This is a genomic window from Streptomyces sp. NPDC041108 (genome assembly GCF_055592645.1).
In genome coordinates this window covers 92,237-115,991 of the sequence record NZ_JBVIYK010000013.1, presented here as the reverse complement: position 1 = coordinate 115,991, position 23,755 = coordinate 92,237, and the positions used below count along the sequence as shown (strand labels likewise).

Genomic DNA, 23,755 nt, shown 5'->3' with positions numbered 1-23,755 from the left:
GGACCGCGCTCCTGATCCACATGCCGTCACCCGCGTGCTGGCTTAGCGTCTGGATATGGGCGTCAGGTGCTGCGCCGCATGACCGGGTCCGGTGGGCGTCCGGGTGCGGACGATCCGCTGGGCGAGAGCCTGGCGGCGGCGGTGCGCCGCACCGGTGCCCGCTCCGGTGGCGTCTACCTGCTGGATCCGGCGGAAACCACGCTGGGGCTGATCGCGCTGTGCGGCGTACCGGTCGACGCCTTCGCGCCGTGGTGGCGGGCCCCCTTCTCCGTGCACGGCCCCAGCCAGGACGCGATCCGCAACGACCGGCTCGTCTGGGTCAGTTCCCTGGAGGAACTGGCCCGCCGCTATCCGCGCGTCGCGGCGGGCATCCCCTACCAGGTCGCGTTCGCGGTCCACCCGCTCGGCGAGATCCGGCACCGCAGGGGCGCGCTGCTGCTGATGTGGGCGCCCGGACGCTCCCCCCGGCTCAGCCGCCGGGAGCGCGGGGACATCGCCTTCAGCGCCCGCCGTATCGCCCGGGTGCTGGACGCGCAGGCCCTGCCGCCGGTCGTCCCGGACCGGCCCCGCTTCGTCCGACCCCACCGGAACGCCCCCGTCCCGCAGTCGGGACGCGCCGCGGCCGAGATGGTGGAACGTCTGCCGCTCGGCATCCTCGCCCTCGACCTGGGAGGATGCGTCGCCTACGTCAACGCCGCGGCCGCGGACCTGCTGGGCAGACCGGCGGAACGCCTGCTGGGAACCCAGCCGTGGCAGTCGCTGGCCTGGCTCGACGACATCGCGTACATGGACGCGTACCGCACCGCCATGAGCAGCCGCGAGCCCGTCGCCCTGACCGTGGTGCGCCCCCCGGGCCGGCGGCTCGATCTCCGCCTGCACACGGACGACGGCGGCACCAGCCTCCTCATCTCCCCCGACCCCGCGTCCAGGCCCCTCGGCGCGCGGCCCACGCCCGCGCCCGAGTCCGTCTCCGGGCCGGCCGACGCGCAGCCCGCGCTCACCGGAACCCCGTCGCACAGCCGCATCCATCTGCTGATGGCCCTGGCCGCCGCGCTGACCGACACCCTCGGCGTCCAGGACGTCGTCGACCTGGTCGCCGAGCGGATCCTGCCCGCCTTCGGCGCTCACGGCATGATCATGTCCACCGCCGACGCCGGCCGTATCCAGATCATCGGTCACCGCGGCTACGACCCCGCCGTCATCGAACAGTTCGACGGCATGCCCACGGACGCCGATCTGACCCCCGCCGGCCGCGCCCTGACCACCGGCGCCTCCTCGTTCTTCGCCGACCGGGGCGAACTGTCCCGCTTCTATCCCAGAGCCCCGCAGATCACCGACAAGCACGCGTGGGCCTTCCTGCCGCTGCTCAGCTCCGGGCACCCCATCGGCTGCCTCCTCCTCGCCTACAACGAGCCGCACTCCTTCACCGCCGGCGAGCGCTCGATCCTCACGCCCCTCGCCGGGCTCATCGCCCAGGCCCTGGACCGCGCACGCCTCTACGACGCCAAGCACAATCTCGCGCACGCCCTCCAGCAGACCCTGCTGCCCCACGCCCTGCCCACCGTGGCCGGGCTCGATGTCGCCGCCCGCTACCTGCCCGCCAGCCACGGCATGGACATCGGCGGTGACTTCTACGACCTCATCCGCCTCACCGACACCACGGCCGCGGCGGTCATCGGAGACGTGCAGGGCCACGACATCACGGCGGCCGCCCTAATGGGCCAGGTCCGCATGGCCGTCCACTCCCACGCCACCGCCGGAGCCGCACCCGACCAGGTCCTGGCCCGTACCGACCGCGACCTGGCCGACCTCAACGCCAGCCGCTTCGTCTCCTGCCTCTACGCCCACCTCGACCTCGGCCGCAGCCAGGTCACCCTCGCCAGTGCCGGACATCCACCGCCGCTGGTGCGCCACCCCGACAAGCGGAGCCATCCGGTCGACATCCGCCCCGGCCCCCTGCTCGGCATCGGCGTCGGCACCCCCGTCTACCCGCTCACCACGCTGCCCCTGGCTCCGCAGACACTGCTCGCCCTCTACACGGACGGCCTTGTGGAGGACCCCGGCACCGACATGAGCCGGACCATCGCGGACCTCGCCCATCACCTCGGCCGGGCCGGCGACCTCCCGCTGCACCGGCTCGTGGACAGTCTGGTCCGCCACACCCGCCCCACCGGCCGGCACACCGACGACATCGCCCTGTTCCTGCTGCGGCCCACCGCACCGCCCGATCCCGGCCGGAACGCGGTGTCCCGGCGCCTCACATCTGGTGCTCGGGCCAGACGTAGTACGAGTCGAACGGGCCACCACTGATGTGCACGAGCCGGACGAAACTCGCCGACGCCAGTTCGCCACGCGCCAGACGCCCGAGGTTCCGGGTGTCGACGCAGATGCCGTTGACCTTGTAGCCGGGCTCCAGCAGCTCCCGGAAGAACCGCTCCGGGTCGGGGCGCAACGCCTCCCAGTCCCCTTCGTCGAGGTCGATCTCGAACACCTCGAGAGTCTGCGGCTCACCGTCGTTCCTACGGACCGTCGCCATGACCTGTGTCCTCCCGGGCAGCGAAGGGGCTCTCCCCAGCTTGCACGCCCGGCCCTCGACGGCAACCCGACGGCGGCCTTCCTGCGCCGTGCGGGTGCCCCGGCGCCCCTGCCCCCTCGTCGGTCCGGGCCCGGGAGGGTCCCCGGGCCACCCGGGGCCGGGCCCGCCCCGGCCGTTCACTCCCGGCCGTGCACCCCGGGCTTGGCCGCCCGCATCGTTCCCCGCGCCCCTGTCCGGGGTGCGGGGCCGGAGGCGGTCTCCCAGGAGCCGCCCTCCGGGCCGTCCGTCAGGAACCCGCCTCCAGGACCTCCCCCAACGTCCCCAGCGCGGAACGGAGTTCCGCGGCGGTGATGGTCAGGGGCGGGGCCAGGCGGATGGTCGAGCCGTGGGTGTCCTTGACGAGGATCCCCGCCGCCATGAGGCGGTGGCTGATCTCGCGGCCCGTGCCGATCGCGGGGTCGACGTCGACGCCCGCCCACAGTCCGCGTGCCCGGAAGCCGACCACGCCCCGGCCGACCAGTTCCGTGAGCCCTTCCCGCAGGACCCCGCCCAGCTCGGCGGCCCGGTGCTGGAACTCCCCGGTGCGCAGCAGCTCGACGACCGCCGAGCCGACCGCCGCCGCGAGCGGGTTGCCGCCGAACGTCGAGCCGTGCTCGCCCGGACGCAGCACCGACAGCACCTCCCGGCGGGCCACCACCGCCGACACGGGCACGATGCCGCCGCCGAGCGCCTTGCCGAGCAGTACGGCGTCGGGCAGGACGTCCTCGTGCTCGACGGCGAGCGTACGGCCGGTGCGGCCGAGGCCCGACTGGATCTCGTCCGCGACGAACAGACAGCCGGTGCGGCGGGTCAGCTCGCGGACCCCGCGCAGATAGCCGTCGTCCGGGATGAGCACGCCCGCCTCGCCCTGGATGGGCTCGATCAGCACCGCGGCCGTGGTCTCGTCGATCGCCGCCTTGAGCGCGGCGAGGTCGTTGTACGGGACCACACGGAAACCGGGGGTGAAGGGCCCGAAGCCGTCGCGGGCCACCGGGTCGGTGGAGAAGCTGACGATGGTCGTCGTACGGCCGTGGAAGTTGTCCGCGGCGACGACGATCGTGGCCCGGTCGGCGGGGACGCCCTTCACCTCGTACGCCCACTTGCGGGCCACCTTGATCGCGCTCTCCACGGCCTCGGCGCCGGTGTTCATCGGCAGCACCATGTCCAGGCCGGTCAGCTCGGCCAGGGACGCGGCGAACCCGGCGAGCCGGTCGTTGTGGAAGGCCCGTGAGGTGAGGGTGAGTGTGTCGAGCTGGCGGTGCGCGGCGTCGATCAGCGCCGGGTGGCGGTGGCCGAAGTTGAGGGCGGAGTAGCCGGCCAGCATGTCCAGATAGCGGCGGCCCTCGACGTCCTCCACCCAGGTGCCCTCGGCACGGGCCACGACCACGGGCAGCGGGTGGTAGTTGTGCGCGAGGACGGGCTCCTCGGCGCGGATGAGGTCGGCCGACGAGCGCGTGGGGGCGGGAGCGGTCATGAGCGGACCTCCATCGGTCACGGGGCGGATCGCACGAACCGGGCGGCGGGTCTCCTGGGTCACGGGCGGATCTCCTGCGTGACGCACTTGATGCCGCCGCCGGCCTTCTGGAACTCCGACAGGTCGACGGGGACGGGAACATAGCCCAGCCGGGTGAGCTGGTCGGAGAGTTCCTTGGCGCGGGGCGAGATGAAGACGTGGCGGCCGTCGGAGACCGAGTTCAGGCCGAACGCCATGGCGTCCTCGCGGGTCGCGATCACCGCGTCCGGGTAGAGCCGGGCGAGGACGGCACGGCTGCCGGGGGAGAACGCCTCCGGGTAGTAGGCGATGTTCCCCGCCGAGCCGTCGCTCCCGTCGTCGAGGACGAACAGCGCGGTGTCCAGATGGTAGAAACGCGGGTCCACGAGCTGAAGACTGATCACCGGGACGCCGAAGAACTCCTGCGCCTGGCGATGGGCCTCACGCGTGGTGCGGAAGCCGGTCCCGGCGAGCAGATAGCGGCCGGTCGGCACCAGGTCGCCCTCTCCCTCGCACACCGACTCGGAGCGCAGCACGTCGTACCCGGCGCTCTCGAACCAGGCGTCGTACGCGGTGGACTCGGGGCGCCGCTCGGGCGCGTGGAACAGCGAGCCGAGGACCCGGCCGCCGAGGACGAGCGCGCAGTTGGCCGCGAACACCATGTCGGGCAGCGCCGCCACCGGCTCCACGGTGTCCACGGTGTGGCCGAGGGTGCGGTAGGCGTGGATCAGCTTCCGCCACTGGTCCTGGGCCAGATCGACGTCCACGGGGGTGTCCGGATGCATCCAGGGATTGATCGAGTACTGCACGGCGAAGTGTCTGGGTTCGCAGACGAGAAAGCGCCGAAGGCGCGGCACACGGCTGTCGGGCACAGAGGGTTTCTCCGCTTCCTGACGGTGTCGACGGGGATGATTCCACGGTAGGAATCGAGCCAGGCGCACGACAAGAAACGAACGTTGCGTGTTCGCGCAGTAATGCTGCGTGTCGATCCGGCTCAGCGCACGTTCGCTGCGTCCTGGGTGGCCCCGGCCTCCGGAGCCTCCGGCAGCAGGTGCGACAGCACCATGTAACTGATCGTCTTCCGGATGAAGGGTTCGGTGCGGATCCGCTCCAGCACCTCCTCGAAGTGCTCCACGTCTATCGCCCGGACGTGCAGCAGCGCGTCCGCGCCACCGGTCACCGTCATCGCCGCCGTGATCTCCGGATGGTTGCGCACGACCTCCGCGAGCCGCCGGGGCGGCGCCGCGCCCTCGCAGTACACCTCCACGTACGCCTCCGTGCGCCAGCCGAGCGCCGCCGGCTGCACGGTCGCCGTGAACCCGGTGATCACCCCGGTCTCGCGCAGCCGGTCCACCCGCCGCTTCACCGCGGTGGCCGAAAGGCCGATGGCCGAGCCGATCTCGGCGAAGCTGGTCCTCGCGTTCGCCATCAACGCCGTGATGATCTTGCGGTCGAGTTCGTCGAACGCCGCGGACTTGCTGCTCATGCGGGCACTGTATCCAGGGAGGGGGCCGGCGGCCCCCGCTGTGACGGGCTCGGCGCGCGCCCGTGTGCAGGCGTACGAATTACTCCTACACTCCACGTTCATGCTGCGCGCGCTCGCCGTCGATGACGAGAAACCCTCCCTGGAGGAGCTGCTGTACCTGCTGAACGCGGATCCACGGGTCGGCAGCGCCGAGGGAGCGAGCGACGCCACCGAGGCACTGCGGAGGATCAACCGTGCCCTGGAGTCCGGGCCCCAGGGGCCGGAGGCGATCGACGTCGTCTTCCTCGACATCCACATGGCCGGCCTCGACGGACTCGACCTCGCCCGTCTCCTCACCGGATTCGCCCGGCCCCCGCTCGTCGTCTTCGTCACCGCGCACGAGGGCTTCGCCGTCCAGGCCTTCGACCTCAAGGCCGTCGACTACGTCCTCAAGCCCGTCCGCCGGGAACGCCTCGCCGAGGCGATACGCCGGGCCGCCCAGCTCCGGGACACGGCGACCGCCACGGCCCCGCCGATCCCCGTCCACGAACCCGATCCCGACGAGATACCCGTCGAACTCGGCGGTGTCACCCGCTTCGTCGCGGTCGCCGACATCACGCACGTGGAGGCCCAGGGCGACTACGCCCGGCTCCACACCCCCCAGGGCAGCCACCTCGTCCGCATCCCCCTGTCCACCCTCGAAGAGCGCTGGCGCGCACGCGGGTTCGTCCGCATCCACCGCCGCCATCTCGTCGCCCTGCGGCACGTCGGCGAACTCCGCCTGGACGCGGGCACGGTGAGCGTCCTCGTCGGCGCCGTGGAACTCCAGGTCAGCCGCCGCCACGCACGCGAGCTGCGCGATCTGCTGATGCGCCGGACCACGGGCTGAGGAGCGGCCATGCCCCACGACCCCGCCGAACGCCGTGTCGTCGTCACCGGAGTGCCCCGCCGCACCCGGCGCGGCTCGGGCCACCACCGCCCCCGCACCGAGATCGACGAACAGACCACCCTCGGCCACACCTACGTCCGCTCCCTCATGCGCAGCCAACTCCGCGCCGCCCTCGCCGTGTTCGCGGTCCTCGTCCTGCTGGTCGCCCCGCTGCCCCTGGTCTTCGCCGCGATGCCGGACGGCGCGGGCCTGGAATGGGCCCTGCTCGGCTTCGGCGTCTACCCGCCGCTGGTCCTCCTCGCCCTCTGGCACGTACGCCGCGCCGAACGCAACGAACAGGACCTCGTCCGGCTCGTCGAGGACCGCTGAGGACAGCCCACGGCCGCGCCGAGGATCGCAATGGAAGCCGGGGCGACGCAAGCAGTGAACCCGTGAACGAGGAGACCGGAAGCAAGGCATGAACGAGAACTACGCCGTCCCCGCGGTCGCCCTCGTCGTCGTGGCGACCGTCTTCGTCGGCGCCTTCGGCCTGCGGATCTCCCGCACCACCTCGGACTTCTACGTCGCCTCCCGCACCGTCGGCCCCCGGCTCAACGCGGCCGCGATCAGCGGCGAGTACCTCTCCGCAGCCTCCTTCCTCGGCATCGCCGGCCTCGTCCTCGTCCAGGGCCCCGACATGCTCTGGTACCCGGTCGGCTACACCGCCGGCTACCTCGTCCTGCTGCTGTTCGTCGCCGCCCCGCTGCGCCGCTCCGGCGCCTACACGCTGCCGGACTTCGCCGAGGCCCGGCTCGCCTCCAAAACGGTACGACGGCTCGCGGGGGCCTTCGTCGTCGGCGTGGGCTGGCTCTACCTGCTGCCCCAACTCCAGGGCGCCGGACTCACGCTCAGCGTCCTCACCGACGCGCCCGCGTGGCTCGGCGGCGTCATCGTCGCCGTCGTCGTCTCCGCCACCGTCGCCGCCGGCGGCATGCGCAGCATCACCTTCGTCCAGGCCTTCCAGTACTGGCTGAAACTCACCGCCCTGCTCGTCCCCGCGCTCTTCCTCGTCCTCGCCTGGCAGGCCGACGGCGCCCCGCGGCACGCCTTCGACGAGCCCGCCGAATTCCGCGAACAGCGTGTCGTCCGTGTCGACGAGACCCTCGACCTGAAGCTCGCCGGCCCGCTCACCGTCACCGTCTCCGGCACGATCGACGGCCGCCGCCACGACGACCGGCGTGTGGACCTGGCCACCGGCACCCACCGCATCGACCGGGGCACCCGGCTGACCTTCAGCAAGGGCGACACCGTCCCCGTCGCCGACCGCGGCACCAACGGCGGCATGTCCACCTCCCTCGCCGCCGGCCGCGAGGAGCGTCCCCTGTACGCCACCTACGGGCTGATCCTCGCCACCTTCCTCGGCACCATGGGCCTGCCCCATGTCGTCGTCCGCTTCTACACCAGCCCGCACGGCGTCGCCGCCCGCCGCACCACGGTCGTCGTCCTCGCCATGATCGGCTTCTTCTACCTCCTGCCCCCGGTCTACGGGGCCCTCGGCCGGCTCTACGCCCCCGACCTCACCCTCACCGGAGACGCCGACGCGGCCGTCCTCCTCCTCCCCGACCGCATGATCGGCGGCCTCGGCGGCGATCTCCTGGGGGCACTGGTCGCGGGCGGCGCGTTCGCCGCGTTCCTGTCCACCGCCTCGGGCCTGACCATGGCGGTCGCCGGAGTGCTCACCCAGGACGTCCTGCCCGCACGCGGCGTCCGGCACTTCCGGCTCGGCACGGTCCTCGCCATGGCCGTGCCGCTCGCGGCGAGCGGCCTGGTCGGCGGACTGCCCGTCGCCGACGCGGTCGGCCTCGCCTTCGCGGTGTCGGCCTCCTCCTTCTGCCCGCTGCTCGTCCTCGGCATCTGGTGGCGGCGTCTGACCCCGCCGGGGGCCGCCGCGGGCATGCTCGTCGGCGGCGGCGCGGCGCTCCTCGCGGTCGCCGCGACCATGGCCGGATACCCCGGCACCGGCACCCTCCACGCCCTGCTGGCCTGGCCCGCCCTCTGGTCCGTCCCGCTCGGCTTCCTCACGATGGTCCTGGTGTCCCTGGCCACCCCCGGCAGGATCCCGGCGGAGACCCCGGCGATCCTGGCGCGCTTCCACCTCCCGGAGGAACTCGTCGGCGGCCGGACCCGGGCGGCTACCAAGGAGATCGAACTGTGGCGCCGCTGACGGCAGGGAGGGACAGGGGCCCTCGGAGGGCCGGCCCCGGGGCAGGGAGGGCCGGGAACGCCTGCCCGGGGGCGAGAAGGCCGGGAGCGGCTGCCCGGGGTCGGGGAGCGACGGAAGGGAACCCACGGGCGGTGAGCGGTGTACCACATGCAGGAGGTGAGCGATGAGCGCTGAAGTGACCGGGTTCCTCGCGGGGTTCTGCGTGGCCCTGCTTCCCGTGCTCGCCGCCGGGTTCTGGCTCGGCCGCCGTACGGCCCGTCCGCGCAACAGCCTCGGCGGACTCGGCACGCCCGTCGAGCACGCCACGTTCCAGACCCTGCACACCGCCACCCTCGCGGCGCCCCCGCTGCGGGCCGGCCTCACCGAGGAGACCGCCCGAAGATCCGCCAAGCGGCTGCGCACCCTGCTCGGCACGGACGCGCTCTGCCTCACCGACCACGAGTCCGTCCTCGTCTGGGAGGGCGTGGCCGAGCACCATCGTGCCGACATCATGGGCAGACTGGCGGGCCCCCTGGAGACCGGCCGGGGCGAGGCGTTCCCGCTGACCTGCGACATCCTCGACTGCCCGGTGCGCTGGGCGGTCGTCGCCCCCCTCACGGTCGACGACCGTGTCCACGGGGCACTCGTCGCCTGCGCGCCCCGCGAGTCCGCCGTGCTCGTCCGAGCGGCCGGCGAAGTGGCCCGCTGGGTCTCCGTCCAGCTCGAACTGGCCGACCTCGACCAGTCCCGCACCCGCCTGATAGAGGCCGAGATCAAGGCCCTGCGCGCCCAGATCTCCCCGCACTTCATCTTCAACTCGCTCGCGGTGATCGCGTCGTTCGTCCGCACCGACCCCGAGCGCGCCCGTGAACTCCTCCTGGAGTTCGCCGACTTCACCCGCTACTCGTTCCGCAGGCACGGCGACTTCACCACCCTCGCCGAGGAGCTCCACGCCATCGACCACTACCTGGCGCTGGTCCGGGCCCGCTTCGGCGAGCGGCTCTCGGTCACGCTCCAGATAGCCCCCGAGGTCCTGCCGGTCACCCTGCCCTTCCTCTGTCTCCAGCCCCTCGTGGAGAACGCGGTGAAGCACGGCCTGGAGGGCAGGACGGTGGCTGCCGCGGGCAAGAGCCACATCAGCATCACCGCCCAGGACGCGGGCGCCGAGGCACTCGTCGTCATCGAGGACGACGGCGTCGGCATGGAGCCGGAGGTGCTGCGCCGCATCCTGGCCGGCGAGACCAGCCCCTCGGGCGGCATCGGCCTCAGCAATGTCGACGAGCGGCTGCGTCAGGTCTACGGCGACGACCACGGCCTCGTCATCGAGACCGCGGTCGGCGCGGGCATGAAGATCACCGCCCGGCTGCCCAAATTCCAGCCGGGCGTACACCCGGACGGGGGAATCCCCTGAGCCTGAGGGGCACGGGTGCGAGTCTCAGGTGCGCGACGCCACCATCCCCAGCGTCAGCAGGCCCAGGAAGACCCATCCGAACCACAGCCAGCCATTGCTGCCGAGCGCCACCGAGTAGGCCGTCACCGCGACCAGCCCACCGACGGTGAGCACCCCCATGGTCTTCGTCGAACCGGGCATCGCAACACCCTTCGTCAGGCTTCTTCTCCCTCCATGGTGCCCCCACTACCGGAAATGACAGTGCAGACGACAAAATGCGCGCCCTTTTTCCAGCCGTCCTCGCTGATCCAGAAGCCGGAAGCGGTGATTCCGGGCTCATGGCCGTACTGCCGTGGCGGCAGGTTCCGCACACAGGCGGCGAGGGCCTGGTCCTGCGCTTTGTCGTAGGTGGTCCCGGGGCTCATCTCGTAGAAGCCGAGAACCTTCTGGCGGTGGCGGTCGTGGCAGGAGACCAGCCTGATCCGGTTGCTGGAGATCGGGTCGAGACAGTCCTGCTTCTGCAGGGTGGCCACGTCCACCAGCACCGTGTCACCCACCGTCCGGTACGCGCCGATCGGCCCGTAGACCGGCCTGCGCTCGCCCAGCAGCAGACAGGCGACCCGGTGCCCGGCGGCGTCGAAACCGTCGGCGGTGGGCAGGACGGCGAAGGTGCGGACGTCCACGAGTTTCTCGCGGGCCTCCACCGTGAGCTGCTCGCACCGGGCGGCGCCGCCCGTCCTGGCGTCCTCGGCGGACGACGCCTCGTAGGAGGCCATCACCTGTCCGTCCATCGCGCGCCCCGCGCACGCGGGCACCACGCGCAGCCGGGCGGCGTCCTCGAAGGGCGTACCGGCCCAGGTGACGTCCACGCAGTCGCCGTCCCTCAGCGGCTCCACGAGCCCTACGGCCCGCCCGTACGGCAGCTCGGTGCTCAGGGTGTCGGCGCTGCCGCCCAGCGCACCCGGCAGCTCCCTCAGGTTCTCCGCGGCCTGCCACGCCCCGCCGACCACCAGGGCCAGCCCGAGGGCGGTGGCCAGTCCCGCGAGAAGGGCCCGGAAGCGGTGCCGGTGCGCCCGCCCGCCGGCACCGGCACCGTCGCCGGTGGCCCGTGGAGGAGGGACGGGCCCCTGGCCTCCGGAGGACCGGTGCTCCGCCGGGGACCAGACGTCCTGCCCGCCGGACCCGCCCGACGGCGCGCGCCACGGTGTCTCGGGCGCGACGTGGGGCACGGCGGGAACCTCCTGCGGTGCGGCCGGTGCGGGCGCGTGCGCCCACCGCGGTCGCGGGCCGAGGACGGGCCCGGTGCGGGGACTGGCCTGGGGCGTGACGATCGCGGAGAGCGCGGCCTCGGCCTCCGCTGCGGTGATCCGGTGCGCGGGATCCTTGGCGAGCATGGCGGTCAGCACCGCCTCCAGCGCACCGGCCCGCAGCATGGGACGCGGCTCGTCCAGGACGAGGGCGGTCAGCGCCGCGATGTCGGAGGCGCGGTCGAAGGGCCCGTACCCCTCGACGGCTCGGTAGAGCGTGCACCCCAGTGAGAACAGGTCGGACGCGGCGGTCGGCGGCCCGCCCTGCGCCCGCTCGGGCGCGAGGTACCCGGCGGTCCCGACCAGGACGTGCGACCCGGTGTGCCGGGTCTCCTGGGTGTCGGGCTGGACGGAGATGCCGTAGTCGGTGAGCAGGACGCGCGCGTACGGCGATCCGGTGCGGTCCGGGGCGAGCAGGATGTTGGCCGGCTTGACGTCCCGGTGCATGATGCCGCGCTCGTGTCCGGCGGTCAGCGCGTCCAGCACGGCCAGGCCGATCCGGGCGCACTCGGCGGGCGCGAGGGCGCCGTGCCGGTCGACGAGCGCCTTGAGGTCGAGGGCGCCCGGGACGTACTCCATGACGATCCACGGCAGCGCGTCGTGTTCCAGGACGTCGTGCACGGTGACCACGTTCGGGTGGGCGCGCAGCCCGGCGGCGTGCCGGGCCTCGGCGCGGGCGCGGGCCACTCGGGCCGTGCGCTCCCGCTCGGCCTCGTCGGGACTGCCGAACACGACCTCCTTGAGCGCCACCTCGCAGTCCAGCCGGCGGTCGTGCGCCAGCCAGACCTGGCCCATGCCGCCGCTGCCCAGCCGGTGCAGCAGGCGATACCGGTCCGCGATGACCCGGCCGACCCCCGACTGCGGTGCTTCTGACTGCATCGGTCACTCCCCGGGGTTCAGATCCGTACGGGCAGTTGGGCCGGGTCCTCGACGGGAAGGCCCGGACACCTCGGTTCTCCCGGCGGGTCCGTCGGGGCCTCGGGCCCGGGAGCGGCCGGCGTTCTGCTCGACGTGGACAGGCCGGACGCCGAGGAGGCAACGGACGGGCTCGGCGTGGGATCGGGCTCCCGTGCCGGCTCCTCGGAGGACTTGGACGGCGACGGCACCAGCGACGTGCCGCCCGTCGACGGGGGAGCGACCGACTCGGTGGGCACCGACCCGCCGCCCTCCGACCCGCCGCCCGACGGCCCACCGTCCGACGGCCCGGTGCCCGACGGTCCTTGGCCCGAGGGGCCAGTGCCTGACGTCGTCCCACCGTCCGACGGTCCGCTGTCCGGCGGGGAGGATCCCCCGCCCACCGGCGGAGTGTTCCCGTCCGTCGGCGTCGACCCGCTCTCCGACGGAGCCCCGTCGGTCGACGAGCCGCCCGTCCCCGACGGCTCGCTCGGCCCGAGCCTCGTGGATCCCGATCCCGATCCCGATCCCGATCCCGATCCCGATCCCGATCCCGATCCCGATCCCGATCCCGATCCCGATCCCGATTCCGATTCCGATCCGGATGTCGAACCCGAACCCGGTCCCGAGGAGCCCGGCTCGGGCCCCGAGTCCCCGGTGCTCTCCTCCGGCGTCCCGTCCGGCAGCTCCACCCGCAGTGCCACCGCGGCGCCGAACTCCAGCTCGGTGCCCGGCCCGGGACTGGACCCCGTCACCGGCGCGTCGCCCGGCGGCAGCTCGTCCCCGGCGACCGTCACCGCCAGGCCCCGGTCCGCCATGGCCGCGCTCGCCTCGCCGAACGTCATCCCCCGCACCTTCGGTACGGCCTGCCGCGCCCGCGCGTCGAACGTCCTGTCGGACTCTCCCGTGGTGCCGACCGCCCGGCTGATGCCCCGGCCCGGGTCCTCGACATCGACGAGCTTGATCTCCTTCAGCTGCTCGGGGGCGGGTTCGACGACGACCAGGGCGGACGCGTCGTAGCCCTCCCACTTCTTGTCGCCCGGGAACTCCACGTCGATGCGTCCGGGGTCCGCGCCGAACGCGCGCAGCGGATTTCCGCAGCTGCACTTCACGGCGGGCAGCCCCTGGTCGTCGACCAGAACCGCGATACCGGCTTCCAGGAGCGCATCGAAGGGAACGGCCTTGCCCTTCTTGTAGTCGTGGTTCTTCACGAGGGTGTCGTGGCGCAGGAGAACGGGGGTGAGCGCGTCGAGATAACGCCCGATGCCGTCGACTTTCACCCCGGTGACGCGGGCCCATTCCTGAGCCTTTTTCTTGTTCTCGGGGGCGGTGAGGAAATCCTCCAGCTTGCGCACGTCGCAGACCTTGGGCTTCTGCGTGCCTCCGTACAGACCGGGCGCGTTTCCCTGCTGCAGCCCGCTGTGCGGCTTCAGGGGCGTCAGCCGGGGCTCGTCCCGGCCTAGCTGTTCGCCCTCGTCGAAGAAGGGGGCGAGGGATGCGACCCCCGCGGCCACCGCCTTCACCGCGAGCAGCGACGGGGCCGAGTCACCGCACCCGCTGAGGAGTATCGCGCCGCACAGCAGGACGGCGATCCTCCGGGCAGTCGATTTCCCGGCCTTTCGTAAATGTGTTCGTGGGCACACGTGAATGGTCATGGCCGCTCCCCCCGGCGGTTTCCCCTGTCGCCCCGCAGGGTGGAAGCGGGGCGCACGCATCATGCTACTGAAAGCAAAAGCCTTTTGGTCAAGGGGAATTGGGGAGAAGCGCGGTCCCGGGGTCGAACAAAGAAAGGGGGCCCCGAAGGGGATTGCGGCTCAGCGACCGCGTGCGTCGAGTGAGGCGAGATAGGCGTTGTACGCCTCCAGTTCCTTGTCGCCGTCACGGTCGGCCGCGCGGTCCGCGCGCCGGGCCTGCCGCTGCTCGGAGCCGTACCACTGGAACAGCAGCGCGAGCAGCACGAGCACCGAGGGGATCTCGCTGAACGCCCAGGCGATGCCGCCGGCCGCGTTCTGGTCGGTGAGAGCGTCGATGCCGAGAGAAGCGGGCGGGTTCTCGTACGTCTTCACCATCGGGGCGGACGCCATCATCAGCGCGATACCGAAGAACGCGTGGAACGGCATGCCGGCGAACAGTTCCAGCATGCGCATCAGATAGCCCGGCCGGTGCGGGCCCGGGTCCACGCCCATGATCGGCCAGAAGAAGAACAGGCCCACCAGGAGGAAGTGGGTCATCATCACGATGTGTCCGGGTGTCGACCCCATCAGGAAGTCGAAGAGCGGGGTGAAGTACAGCCCGTAGAGGCTCGCGATGAACATCGGGATCGTGAACGCCGGGTGCGTGACGATCTTCATGTACCAGCTGTGCAGGAACATCAGCAGCAGCTCACGCGGCCCCTTGCGGCCCCTGCCCGCCACCGGCAGCGCCCGCAGGGCCAGGGTGACCGGCGCCCCGAGCAGCAGCATGATCGGCGCCACCATGCTGACGACCATGTGCTGGACCATGTGCACGCTGAACATGACCATGCCGTAGTCGTTGAGCCCGGTGCACGTCACCAGCATCACCAGTAGCACGCCCGCGACGAACGCGACGGTCCGCCCCACCGGCCACTTGTCCCCGCGCCGCACCAGCCGCACGACGCCCCAGCCGTACAGGGCAAGGCCCGCCAGGCAGGCGACGAGGAAGAACGGGTCGGCCGACCACGCGAGTCCCCGCCCCAGGGTGAAGGGCAAGAGCCCCGTACCGTGCCCGCTGTGGTCCATCCGCCGGCTCCTGCTTCGTGGGGGGTTGTGCGTTCTGTCCGCCCCCCAGAGTAGAACCGCCCCCGGTCGCGATCACGACCGGGGGCGGACCTCACCGCTGAGCCCTCATCGGCACGCTAGAGCACGCACTCCGCCTCGGCGTACCGCTCGTCCGGCACCGTCTTCAGCGTCTCCACGGCCTCCGCGAGCGGCACCATCACGATGTCGGTGCCCCGCAGCGCGGTCATGTTCCCGAACTCGCCCCGGTGCACGGCCTCCACCGCGTGCCAGCCGAACCGCGTCGCCAGCACCCGGTCGTACGCGGTCGGTGTGCCGCCCCGCTGCACATGTCCGAGGATCACCGGCCGCGCCTCCTTGCCGAGGCGCTGCTCCAGCTCGACCGAGAGCTGCCGCGCGATCCCGGCGAAGCGCTCGTGCCCGTAGATGTCCTTGCCGCCCTCGTCGAAGTCCATGGACCCGGCCCTCGGCTTGGCGCCCTCCGCCGCGACGACGATCGCGAACCGCTTGCCCGCCGAGAACCGCTCGGCGACCTTCGTGGTCAACTCCTCGATGTCGAAGGGCCGTTCGGGGACGACGATGGCGTGCGCGCCGGCCGCCATGCCGGAGTGGAGCGCGATCCAGCCGGTGTGGCGGCCCATGACCTCCACGACCAGGACCCGCTGGTGGGACTCTGCGGTGGTCTTCAGCCGGTCCAGCGCCTCCGTGGCGACACCGACGGCCGTGTCGAAGCCGAAGGTGACGTCCGTGACCGCGATGTCGTTGTCGATGGTCTTCGGCACCCCCACGACGGGCAGACCGCTGTCCGACATCAGCCGGGCCGCCTTGAGCGTGCCCTCACCGCCGATGGGAATGATCGCGTCGAGACCGAGTTCCTCGACATGGCTCTTCGCCCGCGCCACACCGTCCCGCAGATGCGAGGGCTGGACCCGGGAGGAACCGAGGATCGTGCCGCCGCGGGCCAGGATGCCGGCCACCGCGTCCAGGTCGAGCTTGAGGTAGTCGCACTCCAGCAGACCTTTCCAGCCGTCCCGGAAGCCGATGACCTCGTCGCCGTGGTCGACGACGGCGCGGTGCACGACGGACCGGATGACGGCGTTCAGTCCGGGACAGTCACCGCCGGACGTGAGGACACCAATGCGCATAGCCCGAATACCTTCTCGACGTGGGCCGGGAACCGGACCACGCTGTCCGGCCGGAATCCCCGCCACCCTACCGGCGGCGGGGGCCCCGGCCGTAGCGGGCGTCCGCCTGCTGGACGCCCCCGCACAGGTGAGCGGAGCCCTGGTCAGACGGGCTTTCACACATGAGCGGGGGCACTGTCGGACGGGCTTTCGTACGGGCACTGAGGAACCGTTTCTCAGGCGCCTCGGCACCCTGCCGTGACGTGCTAGGCGGGCTGCTGCTGGGCCGAGGAGATGCGCTCGTCGCGCAGCGCCTCGAACCAGCGGTCGTCGGTCGGCGGCAGCGCGTTCACGTCCAGCGCCAGCTTCAGCAGCAGGTCCGCGATCTGCGGGTTCCGCGCCAGCACCGGCCCGTGCATGTACGTGCCGAACACGGTGTCGTTGTACGCGCCCTCCGTGCCGTCGCCCGTGCCGTTGCCCCTGCCGAGCCGCACGTTGGCGAACGGGCGGGCGGTGGGGCCGAGGTGGGTGACGCCCTGGTGGTTCTCGAACCCGGTCAGCTGGGGCAGGCCGAGGCGCGGGTCGATGTCCGCGAGGACGTCGCCGACGCACCGCTCGCCCTCGCCGCGGGTCGTGGTCACGTCGAGCAGACCGAGGCCCGGCTCGCGCTGACCGAGATCGTTGACGAACTCGTGACCGAGGATCTGGTAGCCGGCGCAGACCGCGAAGACGATCGCGCCGTTGTCGATGGCCTGGTACAGATGGCGGTCCCGGCGCAGCCGCTCGGCGGCGAGCCGCTGCGGACGGTCCTCGCCGCCCCCGATCAGGTAGATGTCGCCGGAGGTCGGGATCGGCTGGTCGCTGCGCACGTCCAGCCGGGCCACGTCCAGGCCGCGCTGCCGCGCCCGGCGCTCGACGACGAGGACGTTGCCCTGGTCGCCGTAGGTGCTGAGCAGGTCCGGGTAGACCCAGACGACCCGCAGACTGTTGTCGCTCATAAAGTCGGTGCCCCTCGGAGTCGTGGCGTCGTTCGTCGTAGCGTGCTCAGTTGCCCACGCGGCGGCGCAGGTCCTGGAACGCGGTGTAGTTCGCGATGACCTCGATCCGTCCGGGCGGGCACATCTGCACCGCCTGGTCGAGGGTGTCGCACACCTGGAAGTGCTGGTTCGCGACCTCCAGCCGTACCGCCAGGTCGAGCTTGCGGTCACCGAGCACGAAGATCGGGTGGCCGGTCAGCCGGGTGTAGTCGACGTCCCACAGCCAGGAGGTGTCGGTGCCGTCGGCGCCGCGCGCGTTCACCGAAAGGATCACCGGCGACGGCGGCGGGTCGATCAGCGAGAACGTCTCCAGCCAGCCCGCCGGGTTCTTGGCGAGCAGCAGCCGCAGATCGCGCTGCATGAACTGCACCACGTCGTACCGTCCGGCGACCGCCTGGACCTGGTACATGCGCTCCAGGGCGACCTGCGGGGGCACACCGAAGACGGCGGCCGTGGCGGCCGAGGAGGCCGCGTTGGCCTTGTTGGCGCGGCCCGGGAGCTGCAGGTGGATCGGCCAGGCCGAGCCGTGCGGGTCCAGGACGTGATCGCCGGAGAGCGCCCAGCTCGGCGTCGGACGGCGGAAACCGCACTCGCCGCAGAACCAGTCGTCGCCGGGCCGCTGCATCACACCGCCGCAGGACGGGCAGGACCAGGCGTCGTCCTTCCACATCTGGCCGACCGCGACCCAGATCACGTTCGGGGACGACGAGGCCGCCCACACGATCAGCGGGTCGTCGCAGTTGGCCACGACCACGGCCTTGGTGCCGGCCAGGCCCTCCCGCCACGCCTCCGCCATCATGCGGGTCTCGGCGGCGCGGTCGAGCTGGTCGCGGGAGAGGTTGAGCAGCGCGATGCACTTGGGGTCGGTGTCCCGCGCCACACCGGCCAGGTACTTCTCGTCGACCTCGATGACCGCGAACTTCGCGTCCGAGTTCCCGGCGAGGGCCGAGGTGATGCCCGCGGGCATGTTGGCGCCGAGCGCGTTCGAGACGACCGGGCCCGCGGCCCGCAGTGCCTCGGCGATCAGCCGGGTCGTGGTGGTCTTGCCGTTGGTGGCCGAGACCAGGACGACGTCCAGGCTCTGCGCGAGCCGGGCGAGGAGGTCGGGGTCGAGTTTCAGTGCCACCCGGCCGCCGATCACAGATCCGCTACCGCGCCCAGCGGCACGCGATGCCGCCGCGACCGCTTTGCCCGCCGTCACGGCCAGCTTGGCCCGCGGCGTGAGCGGGTCCGAGTTGCCTGCCATCAGTTCTCGATCCTCCTTGCGTACAGCGCCGCGCCCTGTCCCGGCAACGTGTGGACCGAAGCCTATCGAGATCCACTCACGCGCCCGAATCTCGACCGGGCCGTGAGCACCGTCCGGACCGGCGATATCGGGTCCGAACGTACCCTTGCGACCATGCGAAGCGGCTCGATTCCCGGCGCCCGAGGGCGCGTTCTCCCCATGTCACTGCTCGGGGACCCCGTACTGCAGGCGCCCTGTGAAGAGGTGACGGAGTTCGGGCCCGAACTGGAGCGCCTTGTGGAGGATATGTTCGCGACGATGTACGACGCACGGGGTGTGGGTCTCGCCGCGAACCAGGTGGGCCGGGCGCTTCGGGTGTTCGTATACGACTGTCCGGACGACGAGGACGTACGGCATCTGGGTCATGTCGTGAATCCCCGGCTCGTCTCGACCGAGGGGATCGTACTGCGAGGGCCCGAGGGCTGTCTGTCCCTGCCCGGTCTGGAGGCGGGTGTGGAGCGGTACGACGAGGCCGCGGTGGAGGGGTTCACGGTGGACGGGGACCGGGTGCGGGTGTGGGGGAGCGGGTTCTTCGCACGGTGTCTGCAGCACGAGTGCGACCATCTCGAGGGCCGGGTGTACGTGGACCGGCTGTCGGGGTGGCGGCGTTCCCGGGTGCTGCGCAAGGCCGCCCGGGCGTCGTGGGGGCGGTGAGCGCATCGGCGAGCGCGGGTTCGCCGGGGCCGGCCGCCCGGTTCCCCGGGCCCTTGAAGGGGTGCGCCCACCGCGGCCACGCCGGGAAGGGCCTCTAGAAACCCGGACCGCCGACCTTGTCGCCCGCGGCCGCCAGGCGGCCCCACAGCAGGTCGGCGAGGCTGCGGACCAACTCCGCCCGCGTGCAGGGACGTTCGCCGAGCCACCAGTCTCCCGCCGCGTGCATCATGCCGACGATGCCGTGGCCCCAGACGCGGGCGAGGCGGTGGCTGTCGGGGCCGAGGTCGAGGCGGTCCTCTATGACCTTGCCGAGTTCCTCGCCCATGCGGCGCAGGAGCGGGGCGGAGTGCTTGCCGACGTCGAAGCCCTGGTCACCGGGCTGGTCGCCCGGCTGCGCGGTCTCGGCGGGGTGCATGAGGAAGCGGTACACCTGCGGACGGGCCTCGATGGCCGTCAGATAGGTGTCGAGGGTCGCCTCGACGCGCTCCCGTCGCTCCGCGGGGGCGTCCAGCGCGGCCCGCAGGGAGTCGAGGAGGGCGTCGGTGTGGCGCTGGGCGAGAGCGGCGTAGAGTCCGCCCTTGTCGCCGAAGTGGCGGTAGAGGATCGGCTTCGTGATCCCGGCCTCGGCGGCGATGGCGTTCATCGACGCTCCTGGGCCGTCGCGGAGCACCACCCTGTCCGCGGCCTCCAGCAGCTCGCGCCGACGGCGGTCGGCGGACCGCTCCTGGTCGGTCCGCTGCGTGGTGTCCATGAGTTACTCCCCCACATGCTGATGACGGTGACGCCCTGCGCAAACTAACACTGATTGGCACGACCCGATCGAACGGGCTACCGACCCCGACGCGGGAGTTGACTTTTCCTACCGACCGGTAACAGACTCCAGTTACCGCAGGTAACATCTTAGTGCAATGCTGGAGGCGCGTCATGGCCGAGTTCACCATGGAACTCAACGAGGAACAGCGAGAGGTCCGCGACTGGCTCCACGGGTTCGCCGCCGATGTGATCCGCCCCGCGGCCGCCGAGTGGGACGAGCGCGAGGAAACCCCCTGGCCGGTGATCCAGGAGGCCGCCAAGGTCGGCATCTACTCCCTCGACTTCTACGCCCAGCAGTACTTCGACCCCACCGGCCTCGGCATCCCCATGGCCATGGAGGAGCTGTTCTGGGGAGACGCGGGCATCGCCCTGTCCATCGTCGGCACCGGCCTCGCCGCCGTGGGCGTCCTCGCCAACGGCACCGAGGAGCAGATCGGCACCTGGATCCCCCAGATGTACGGTGACGCCAACGATGTCAAGGTCGCCGCGTTCTGCTCCTCCGAGCCCGACGCGGGATCCGACGTGGCGTCCATGCGCACCCGTGCCGTGTACGACGAGGCCAAGGACGAGTGGGTCCTCAACGGCACCAAGACCTGGGCGACCAACGGCGGCATCGCCAACGTCCACGTCGTCGTCGCCGTGGTCGACGCGGACCTCGGCTCCAAGGGACACGCGTCCTTCATCGTCCCGCCGAACACACCCGGTCTCTCGCAGGGCCAGAAGTTCAAGAAGCACGGCATCCGCGCCTCCCACACCGCCGAGGTCGTCCTGGAGAACGTACGCGTTCCCGGCTCCTGCCTCCTCGGCGGCAAGGAGAAGCTCGACGAGCGCCTGGCGCGGGCCCGCGAGCGGGCCAAGGCCGGCGGGGAGCGGGTGAAGAACGCGGCGATGGCCACGTTCGAGGCGTCCCGTCCGGCCGTGGGCGCCATGGCGGTGGGCACCGCCCGCGCCGCGTACGAGGTCGCCCTCGACTACGCCAAGACCCGTGAGCAGTTCGGCCGGCCGATCATCGACAACCAGGGCGTCGCCTTCCAGCTCGCGGACATGCGGACGTCCGTGGACGCGGCGCGGCTGCTGGTGTGGCGGGCGTCCTGGATGGCGGTCAACGGCAGGCCGTTCACAGCGGCCGAGGGGTCGCAGTCGAAGCTGTTCGCGAGCGAGACGGCGAAGAAGGTGACGGCGCAGGCGATCCAGATCCTGGGCGGCAACGGCTACACCCGGGAGTACCCGGTCGAGCGGATGCACCGGGATGCGGCCATCTACACCATCTTCGAGGGTACGAGCGAGGTGCAGCGGCTGGTGATCGCTCGGACCTTGTCGGGGATGCCGATCCGGTAGCGCCGAGGGGGTGTCGTGCGATTCGGGGTGCGGGAGCGTCGTGGTTGCCCGCGCCCGCGCGGCGGAGCCGCACATCGACACGGCCCCGCGCCCCTGACGGGGCGCTGCTGTCGTGGGAGAGTCGAGAAGAGAGCGGCGACACCGACGAGGCGACGGGAGCACGTGATGACGGGGACGGCCGTACAGCTGCTGAGGCTCACCGCCGCGGAACTCGCCCCTGACCCCGACGCCAACCCCCTGCTGCCCCTGATCGCCTCCGGCGCGGCCGGCGTCGGCACCCTCGCCGCGCTCGCGCTGGAGCAGCGGCTCGTCATCGCCGCCGACCTGCGGTCCTTCCGCCATCTGGCCGAGCGGTCGGCGGCCGAGGAGCCGGACAGCGCCCCCTTCTTCGAGATGCTCGTGGAGGGGGAGGCGACGGCGGCGCAGCGGCTCGGGGCGTTCGCCGAGGCGTGCGGGGTGGAGGCGGGTCGGGACGCGGCGTACGAGCCGCTGCCGGGCTGCCAGGCCTACCCGTCGTACGTCGCCCGGCTCGCCCTGGGCGCGGCGCCGGCCGACACGGTGCTCGCACTGAGCGCCAACTTCGCTTCCTGGGGCGGCTATTGCGCCACGATCTCGAAGGCCCTCCGCGACCACTACGGCTTCACCGACGAGGCCCGCGCCTTCTTCGACTTCTTCGCCGAGCCCGCACCGGAACTGGAGGAGAGGGCGAGGGCGGCGGTACAGGCCGGGCTGGACGCCGACCGCATCGACGAGGAGGCGGCCAACGGCTACGGCCGACTGCTCCAGAGCTACGAGTCGATGTTCTGGACCACTCTGGCGCGGCCCTGAGGTCGCGCCCCTTCAGGGCGAGGGCCCCGGCCCTCAGTCGGACGCGGCCCCGCTGCTGTGCGCGATGCACGCCACATCGATGCGGTCCGCCAGCTTCGCCAGCTCGATCGTCAGCGCCGCGACCGTGTCCTCGTCGAGTTCCTCACCCGCCTCGACCAGGTGCAGCCACCGGCCGCCCACCGTCCGCAGCAGCTTGCTCACTTCGGCCGCGGACACCTGCAAGGTCCCGCGGTCGTCGACGATCAGAGGCAGAGTCACTTCGCGGTTCACAATGGGGATGGTAGCCGCGGAACGCTCACGCCCCGTGCCACACGGTGGTGATGTTGCAGAACTCCCGGATTCCGTGTCCGGACAGCTCACGCCCGTAGCCGGAGCGCTTGACACCGCCGAACGGGAACGCCGGGTGGGAGGCGGTCATCCCGTTGACGTAGACCGCGCCCGCGTCGAGGTCCCGGACGAACCGCTCCACCTCGGCGGGGTCCTGCGTCCACACGTTGGAGCTGAGTCCGAAGGGTGTGTCGTTGGCGATCGCGACCGCTTCGTCGAGATCGGCGACCCGGTACAGCGTGGCGACCGGGCCGAAGGTCTCCTCCCGGTGGACGCGCATCTCGGGGGTGATGTCGGCGAGGACGGTCGGCGGGTAGAACCAGCCGGGCCCGTAGGGGCGTTCGGCGCCGCACAGGACGGTGGCGCCGCTCTCCACGGCCTCGTCGACCAGCTCCTGAAGGTCCTCAAGGCCCCGCTCGCTGGCGAGCGGGCCCACGTCGGTGTCCTCGTCCAGCGGGTTCCCGACCTTCAGCGCCCTCATCGCCTCGACGAACCGCTCGGCGAACGCGTCGTACACATCGGCGTGCACGATGAACCGCTTGGCCGCGATGCACGACTGGCCCGTGTTCTGCACCCGCGCCGTCACCGCGATCTCCGCCGCCTTGGCCACGTCGGCGGACGGCATCACCACGTACGGGTCGCTGCCGCCCAGTTCCAGGACCGTCTTCTTGACCTCGTCGCCGGCGACCGAGGCGACGGCCCGGCCGGCGGGCTCGCTGCCGGTGAGGGTGGCGGCCTTCACCCGCGGGTCGCGCAGGATGTCCTCGACGGCGCCCGAGCCGACGAGCAGCGTCTGGAAGCAGCCCTCCGGGAAGCCCGCCCGGCGGAACAGATCCTCCAGGTAGAGGGCGGTCTGGGGGACGTTCGAGGCGTGCTTGAGCAGGCCCACGTTGCCGGCCATCAGGGCGGGCGCGGCGAAGCGGATCACCTGCCAGAGCGGGAAGTTCCACGGCATCACGGCGAGCACCGGGCCGAGCGGCCGGCAGCGGACCAGGACACGGGACGCGCCCGAGTCCTTCACGTCCGCGTCGGACGGCTCCACGTCCGTGAGCAGCACCTCGGCGTGGTCGGCGTACCAGCGCATCGCCTTCGCGCACTTGGCGGCCTCCGCGCGGGCCTGCTTGACGGGCTTGCCCATCTCGGTGGTCATCACCCGCGCGACGTCCTCGGCGTCCGCGTCGAGGAGGTCGGCGGCCCGGCGCATCAGCCGGGCCCGTTCCGCGAAGGACGTCGTCCGGTACGTACGGAACGTGGTGTCGGCGGTGGCGAGGCGGTGTTCGATCTCCTCCTCGCCGAGGGCGTCGTAGGTCCGAAGCGTCTCGCCGTTCGCCGGGTTGACCGTGGCGATGGGCATGTCTGACCTCCTGCGTGGGCTGTCCTTCGACCTTCCCGCGCGACG

At 71.9% G+C, this 23,755-nt stretch carries 22 protein-coding genes; 8 read left to right on the top strand and 14 right to left on the bottom strand.

What is annotated here, in order from left to right:
• The first annotated feature begins 78 nt into the window (after nt 1-78).
• Nucleotides 79-2,310, top strand: coding sequence for a PP2C family protein-serine/threonine phosphatase (locus ACZ6BB_RS30905; RefSeq protein WP_471618397.1), 2,232 nt, complete (start codon nt 79-81; stop codon nt 2,308-2,310).
• On the opposite strand, the gene ACZ6BB_RS30900 is transcribed toward ACZ6BB_RS30905, so the two are convergent.
• The 4 genes from ACZ6BB_RS30900 to ACZ6BB_RS30885 all read right to left on the bottom strand — a co-directional run bounded on the left by ACZ6BB_RS30900 (nt 2,258) and on the right by ACZ6BB_RS30885 (nt 5,553).
• Nucleotides 2,258-2,536: a hypothetical protein gene (locus ACZ6BB_RS30900; RefSeq protein ID WP_471618396.1), complete on the bottom strand. Its 279-nt coding sequence runs from the start codon at nt 2,534-2,536 to the stop codon at nt 2,258-2,260. The two genes, ACZ6BB_RS30905 and ACZ6BB_RS30900, sit on opposite strands and share 53 nt — an antisense overlap.
• Before the next feature lie 286 nt (nt 2,537-2,822).
• Nucleotides 2,823-4,049 (bottom strand): ornithine--oxo-acid transaminase, encoded by a 1,227-nt coding sequence (gene rocD / locus ACZ6BB_RS30895; protein ID WP_471618395.1) that lies wholly within the window; start codon nt 4,047-4,049, stop codon nt 2,823-2,825.
• Between the two features lie 59 nt (nt 4,050-4,108).
• Nucleotides 4,109-4,939 (bottom strand): dimethylargininase, encoded by an 831-nt coding sequence (gene ddaH, locus ACZ6BB_RS30890; protein WP_471618394.1) that lies wholly within the window; start codon nt 4,937-4,939, stop codon nt 4,109-4,111.
• A 122-nt stretch (nt 4,940-5,061) separates the two neighbouring features.
• Nucleotides 5,062-5,553, bottom strand: coding sequence for an Lrp/AsnC family transcriptional regulator (locus ACZ6BB_RS30885; protein ID WP_383883680.1), 492 nt, complete (start codon nt 5,551-5,553; stop codon nt 5,062-5,064).
• A 100-nt stretch (nt 5,554-5,653) separates the two neighbouring features.
• On the opposite strand from ACZ6BB_RS30885, the gene ACZ6BB_RS30880 reads away from it, so the two are divergent.
• The 4 genes from ACZ6BB_RS30880 to ACZ6BB_RS30865 all read left to right on the top strand — a co-directional run bounded on the left by ACZ6BB_RS30880 (nt 5,654) and on the right by ACZ6BB_RS30865 (nt 10,014).
• Nucleotides 5,654-6,421: a LytR/AlgR family response regulator transcription factor gene (locus ACZ6BB_RS30880; RefSeq protein WP_471618393.1), complete on the top strand. Its 768-nt coding sequence runs from the start codon at nt 5,654-5,656 to the stop codon at nt 6,419-6,421.
• A gap of 9 nt (nt 6,422-6,430) precedes the next feature.
• Nucleotides 6,431-6,790, top strand: coding sequence for a hypothetical protein (locus tag ACZ6BB_RS30875; RefSeq protein WP_383883685.1), 360 nt, complete (start codon nt 6,431-6,433; stop codon nt 6,788-6,790).
• An 88-nt stretch (nt 6,791-6,878) separates the two neighbouring features.
• Nucleotides 6,879-8,624, top strand: coding sequence for a sodium/solute symporter (locus tag ACZ6BB_RS30870; protein ID WP_471618392.1), 1,746 nt, complete (start codon nt 6,879-6,881; stop codon nt 8,622-8,624).
• A gap of 175 nt (nt 8,625-8,799) precedes the next feature.
• The gene (locus ACZ6BB_RS30865) at nt 8,800-10,014 is read left to right on the top strand and encodes a sensor histidine kinase (RefSeq protein WP_471618537.1); all 1,215 of its coding nucleotides are present in this window, start codon (nt 8,800-8,802) and stop codon (nt 10,012-10,014) included.
• 24 nt (nt 10,015-10,038) lie between these two features.
• Here the strand turns inward: ACZ6BB_RS30865 and ACZ6BB_RS30860 are convergent, their stop codons facing one another.
• The 7 genes from ACZ6BB_RS30860 to ACZ6BB_RS30830 all read right to left on the bottom strand — a co-directional run bounded on the left by ACZ6BB_RS30860 (nt 10,039) and on the right by ACZ6BB_RS30830 (nt 18,357).
• Nucleotides 10,039-10,194 carry a hypothetical protein gene (locus ACZ6BB_RS30860; protein WP_013005270.1) on the bottom strand — a complete coding sequence of 52 codons (156 nt, stop codon included), beginning with the start codon at nt 10,192-10,194 and terminating at the stop codon, nt 10,039-10,041.
• Between the two features lie 14 nt (nt 10,195-10,208).
• The gene (locus tag ACZ6BB_RS30855) at nt 10,209-12,179 is read right to left on the bottom strand and encodes a serine/threonine-protein kinase (RefSeq protein WP_471618391.1); all 1,971 of its coding nucleotides are present in this window, start codon (nt 12,177-12,179) and stop codon (nt 10,209-10,211) included.
• 17 nt (nt 12,180-12,196) lie between these two features.
• Nucleotides 12,197-13,849, bottom strand: a complete 1,653-nt coding sequence (locus ACZ6BB_RS30850) for a DUF6777 domain-containing protein (protein WP_471618390.1) — start codon at nt 13,847-13,849, stop codon at nt 12,197-12,199.
• Between the two features lie 159 nt (nt 13,850-14,008).
• Nucleotides 14,009-14,953, bottom strand: a complete 945-nt coding sequence (locus tag ACZ6BB_RS30845) for a cytochrome c oxidase assembly protein (RefSeq protein WP_471618389.1) — start codon at nt 14,951-14,953, stop codon at nt 14,009-14,011.
• 116 nt (nt 14,954-15,069) lie between these two features.
• A complete protein-coding gene (locus ACZ6BB_RS30840) occupies nt 15,070-16,095 on the bottom strand; it encodes a 6-phosphofructokinase (RefSeq protein ID WP_471618388.1) in 1,026 nt (341 codons plus the stop codon).
• Nucleotides 16,096-16,340: 245 nt separating this feature from the next.
• Nucleotides 16,341-17,072, bottom strand: a complete 732-nt coding sequence (locus ACZ6BB_RS30835) for a type 1 glutamine amidotransferase (protein ID WP_319364879.1) — start codon at nt 17,070-17,072, stop codon at nt 16,341-16,343.
• A 46-nt stretch (nt 17,073-17,118) separates the two neighbouring features.
• Nucleotides 17,119-18,357 carry a Mur ligase family protein gene (locus ACZ6BB_RS30830; protein WP_005475362.1) on the bottom strand — a complete coding sequence of 413 codons (1,239 nt, stop codon included), beginning with the start codon at nt 18,355-18,357 and terminating at the stop codon, nt 17,119-17,121.
• Between the two features lie 153 nt (nt 18,358-18,510).
• On the opposite strand from ACZ6BB_RS30830, the gene def reads away from it, so the two are divergent.
• On the top strand, nt 18,511-19,050 hold the full coding sequence (gene def / locus ACZ6BB_RS30825; RefSeq protein ID WP_471618387.1) for a peptide deformylase: 540 nt from the start codon (nt 18,511-18,513) through the stop codon (nt 19,048-19,050).
• Nucleotides 19,051-19,144: 94 nt separating this feature from the next.
• Here the strand turns inward: def and ACZ6BB_RS30820 are convergent, their stop codons facing one another.
• On the bottom strand, nt 19,145-19,801 hold the full coding sequence (locus tag ACZ6BB_RS30820) for a TetR/AcrR family transcriptional regulator (protein ID WP_471618386.1): 657 nt from the start codon (nt 19,799-19,801) through the stop codon (nt 19,145-19,147).
• 173 nt (nt 19,802-19,974) lie between these two features.
• On the opposite strand from ACZ6BB_RS30820, the gene ACZ6BB_RS30815 reads away from it, so the two are divergent.
• Together ACZ6BB_RS30815 and ACZ6BB_RS30810 are read left to right on the top strand one after the other, a co-directional pair.
• Nucleotides 19,975-21,201, top strand: coding sequence for an acyl-CoA dehydrogenase family protein (locus ACZ6BB_RS30815; RefSeq protein ID WP_471618385.1), 1,227 nt, complete (start codon nt 19,975-19,977; stop codon nt 21,199-21,201).
• A gap of 165 nt (nt 21,202-21,366) precedes the next feature.
• Nucleotides 21,367-22,029: a thiaminase II/PqqC family protein gene (locus ACZ6BB_RS30810; RefSeq protein WP_471618384.1), complete on the top strand. Its 663-nt coding sequence runs from the start codon at nt 21,367-21,369 to the stop codon at nt 22,027-22,029.
• Nucleotides 22,030-22,062: 33 nt separating this feature from the next.
• Here the strand turns inward: ACZ6BB_RS30810 and ACZ6BB_RS30805 are convergent, their stop codons facing one another.
• Together ACZ6BB_RS30805 and ACZ6BB_RS30800 are read right to left on the bottom strand one after the other, a co-directional pair.
• Nucleotides 22,063-22,299, bottom strand: coding sequence for a DUF6213 family protein (locus tag ACZ6BB_RS30805; RefSeq protein ID WP_471618383.1), 237 nt, complete (start codon nt 22,297-22,299; stop codon nt 22,063-22,065).
• A 25-nt stretch (nt 22,300-22,324) separates the two neighbouring features.
• A complete protein-coding gene (locus tag ACZ6BB_RS30800; protein WP_471618382.1) occupies nt 22,325-23,710 on the bottom strand; it encodes an NADP-dependent succinic semialdehyde dehydrogenase in 1,386 nt (461 codons plus the stop codon).
• Nucleotides 23,711-23,755 lie beyond the last annotated feature (45 nt).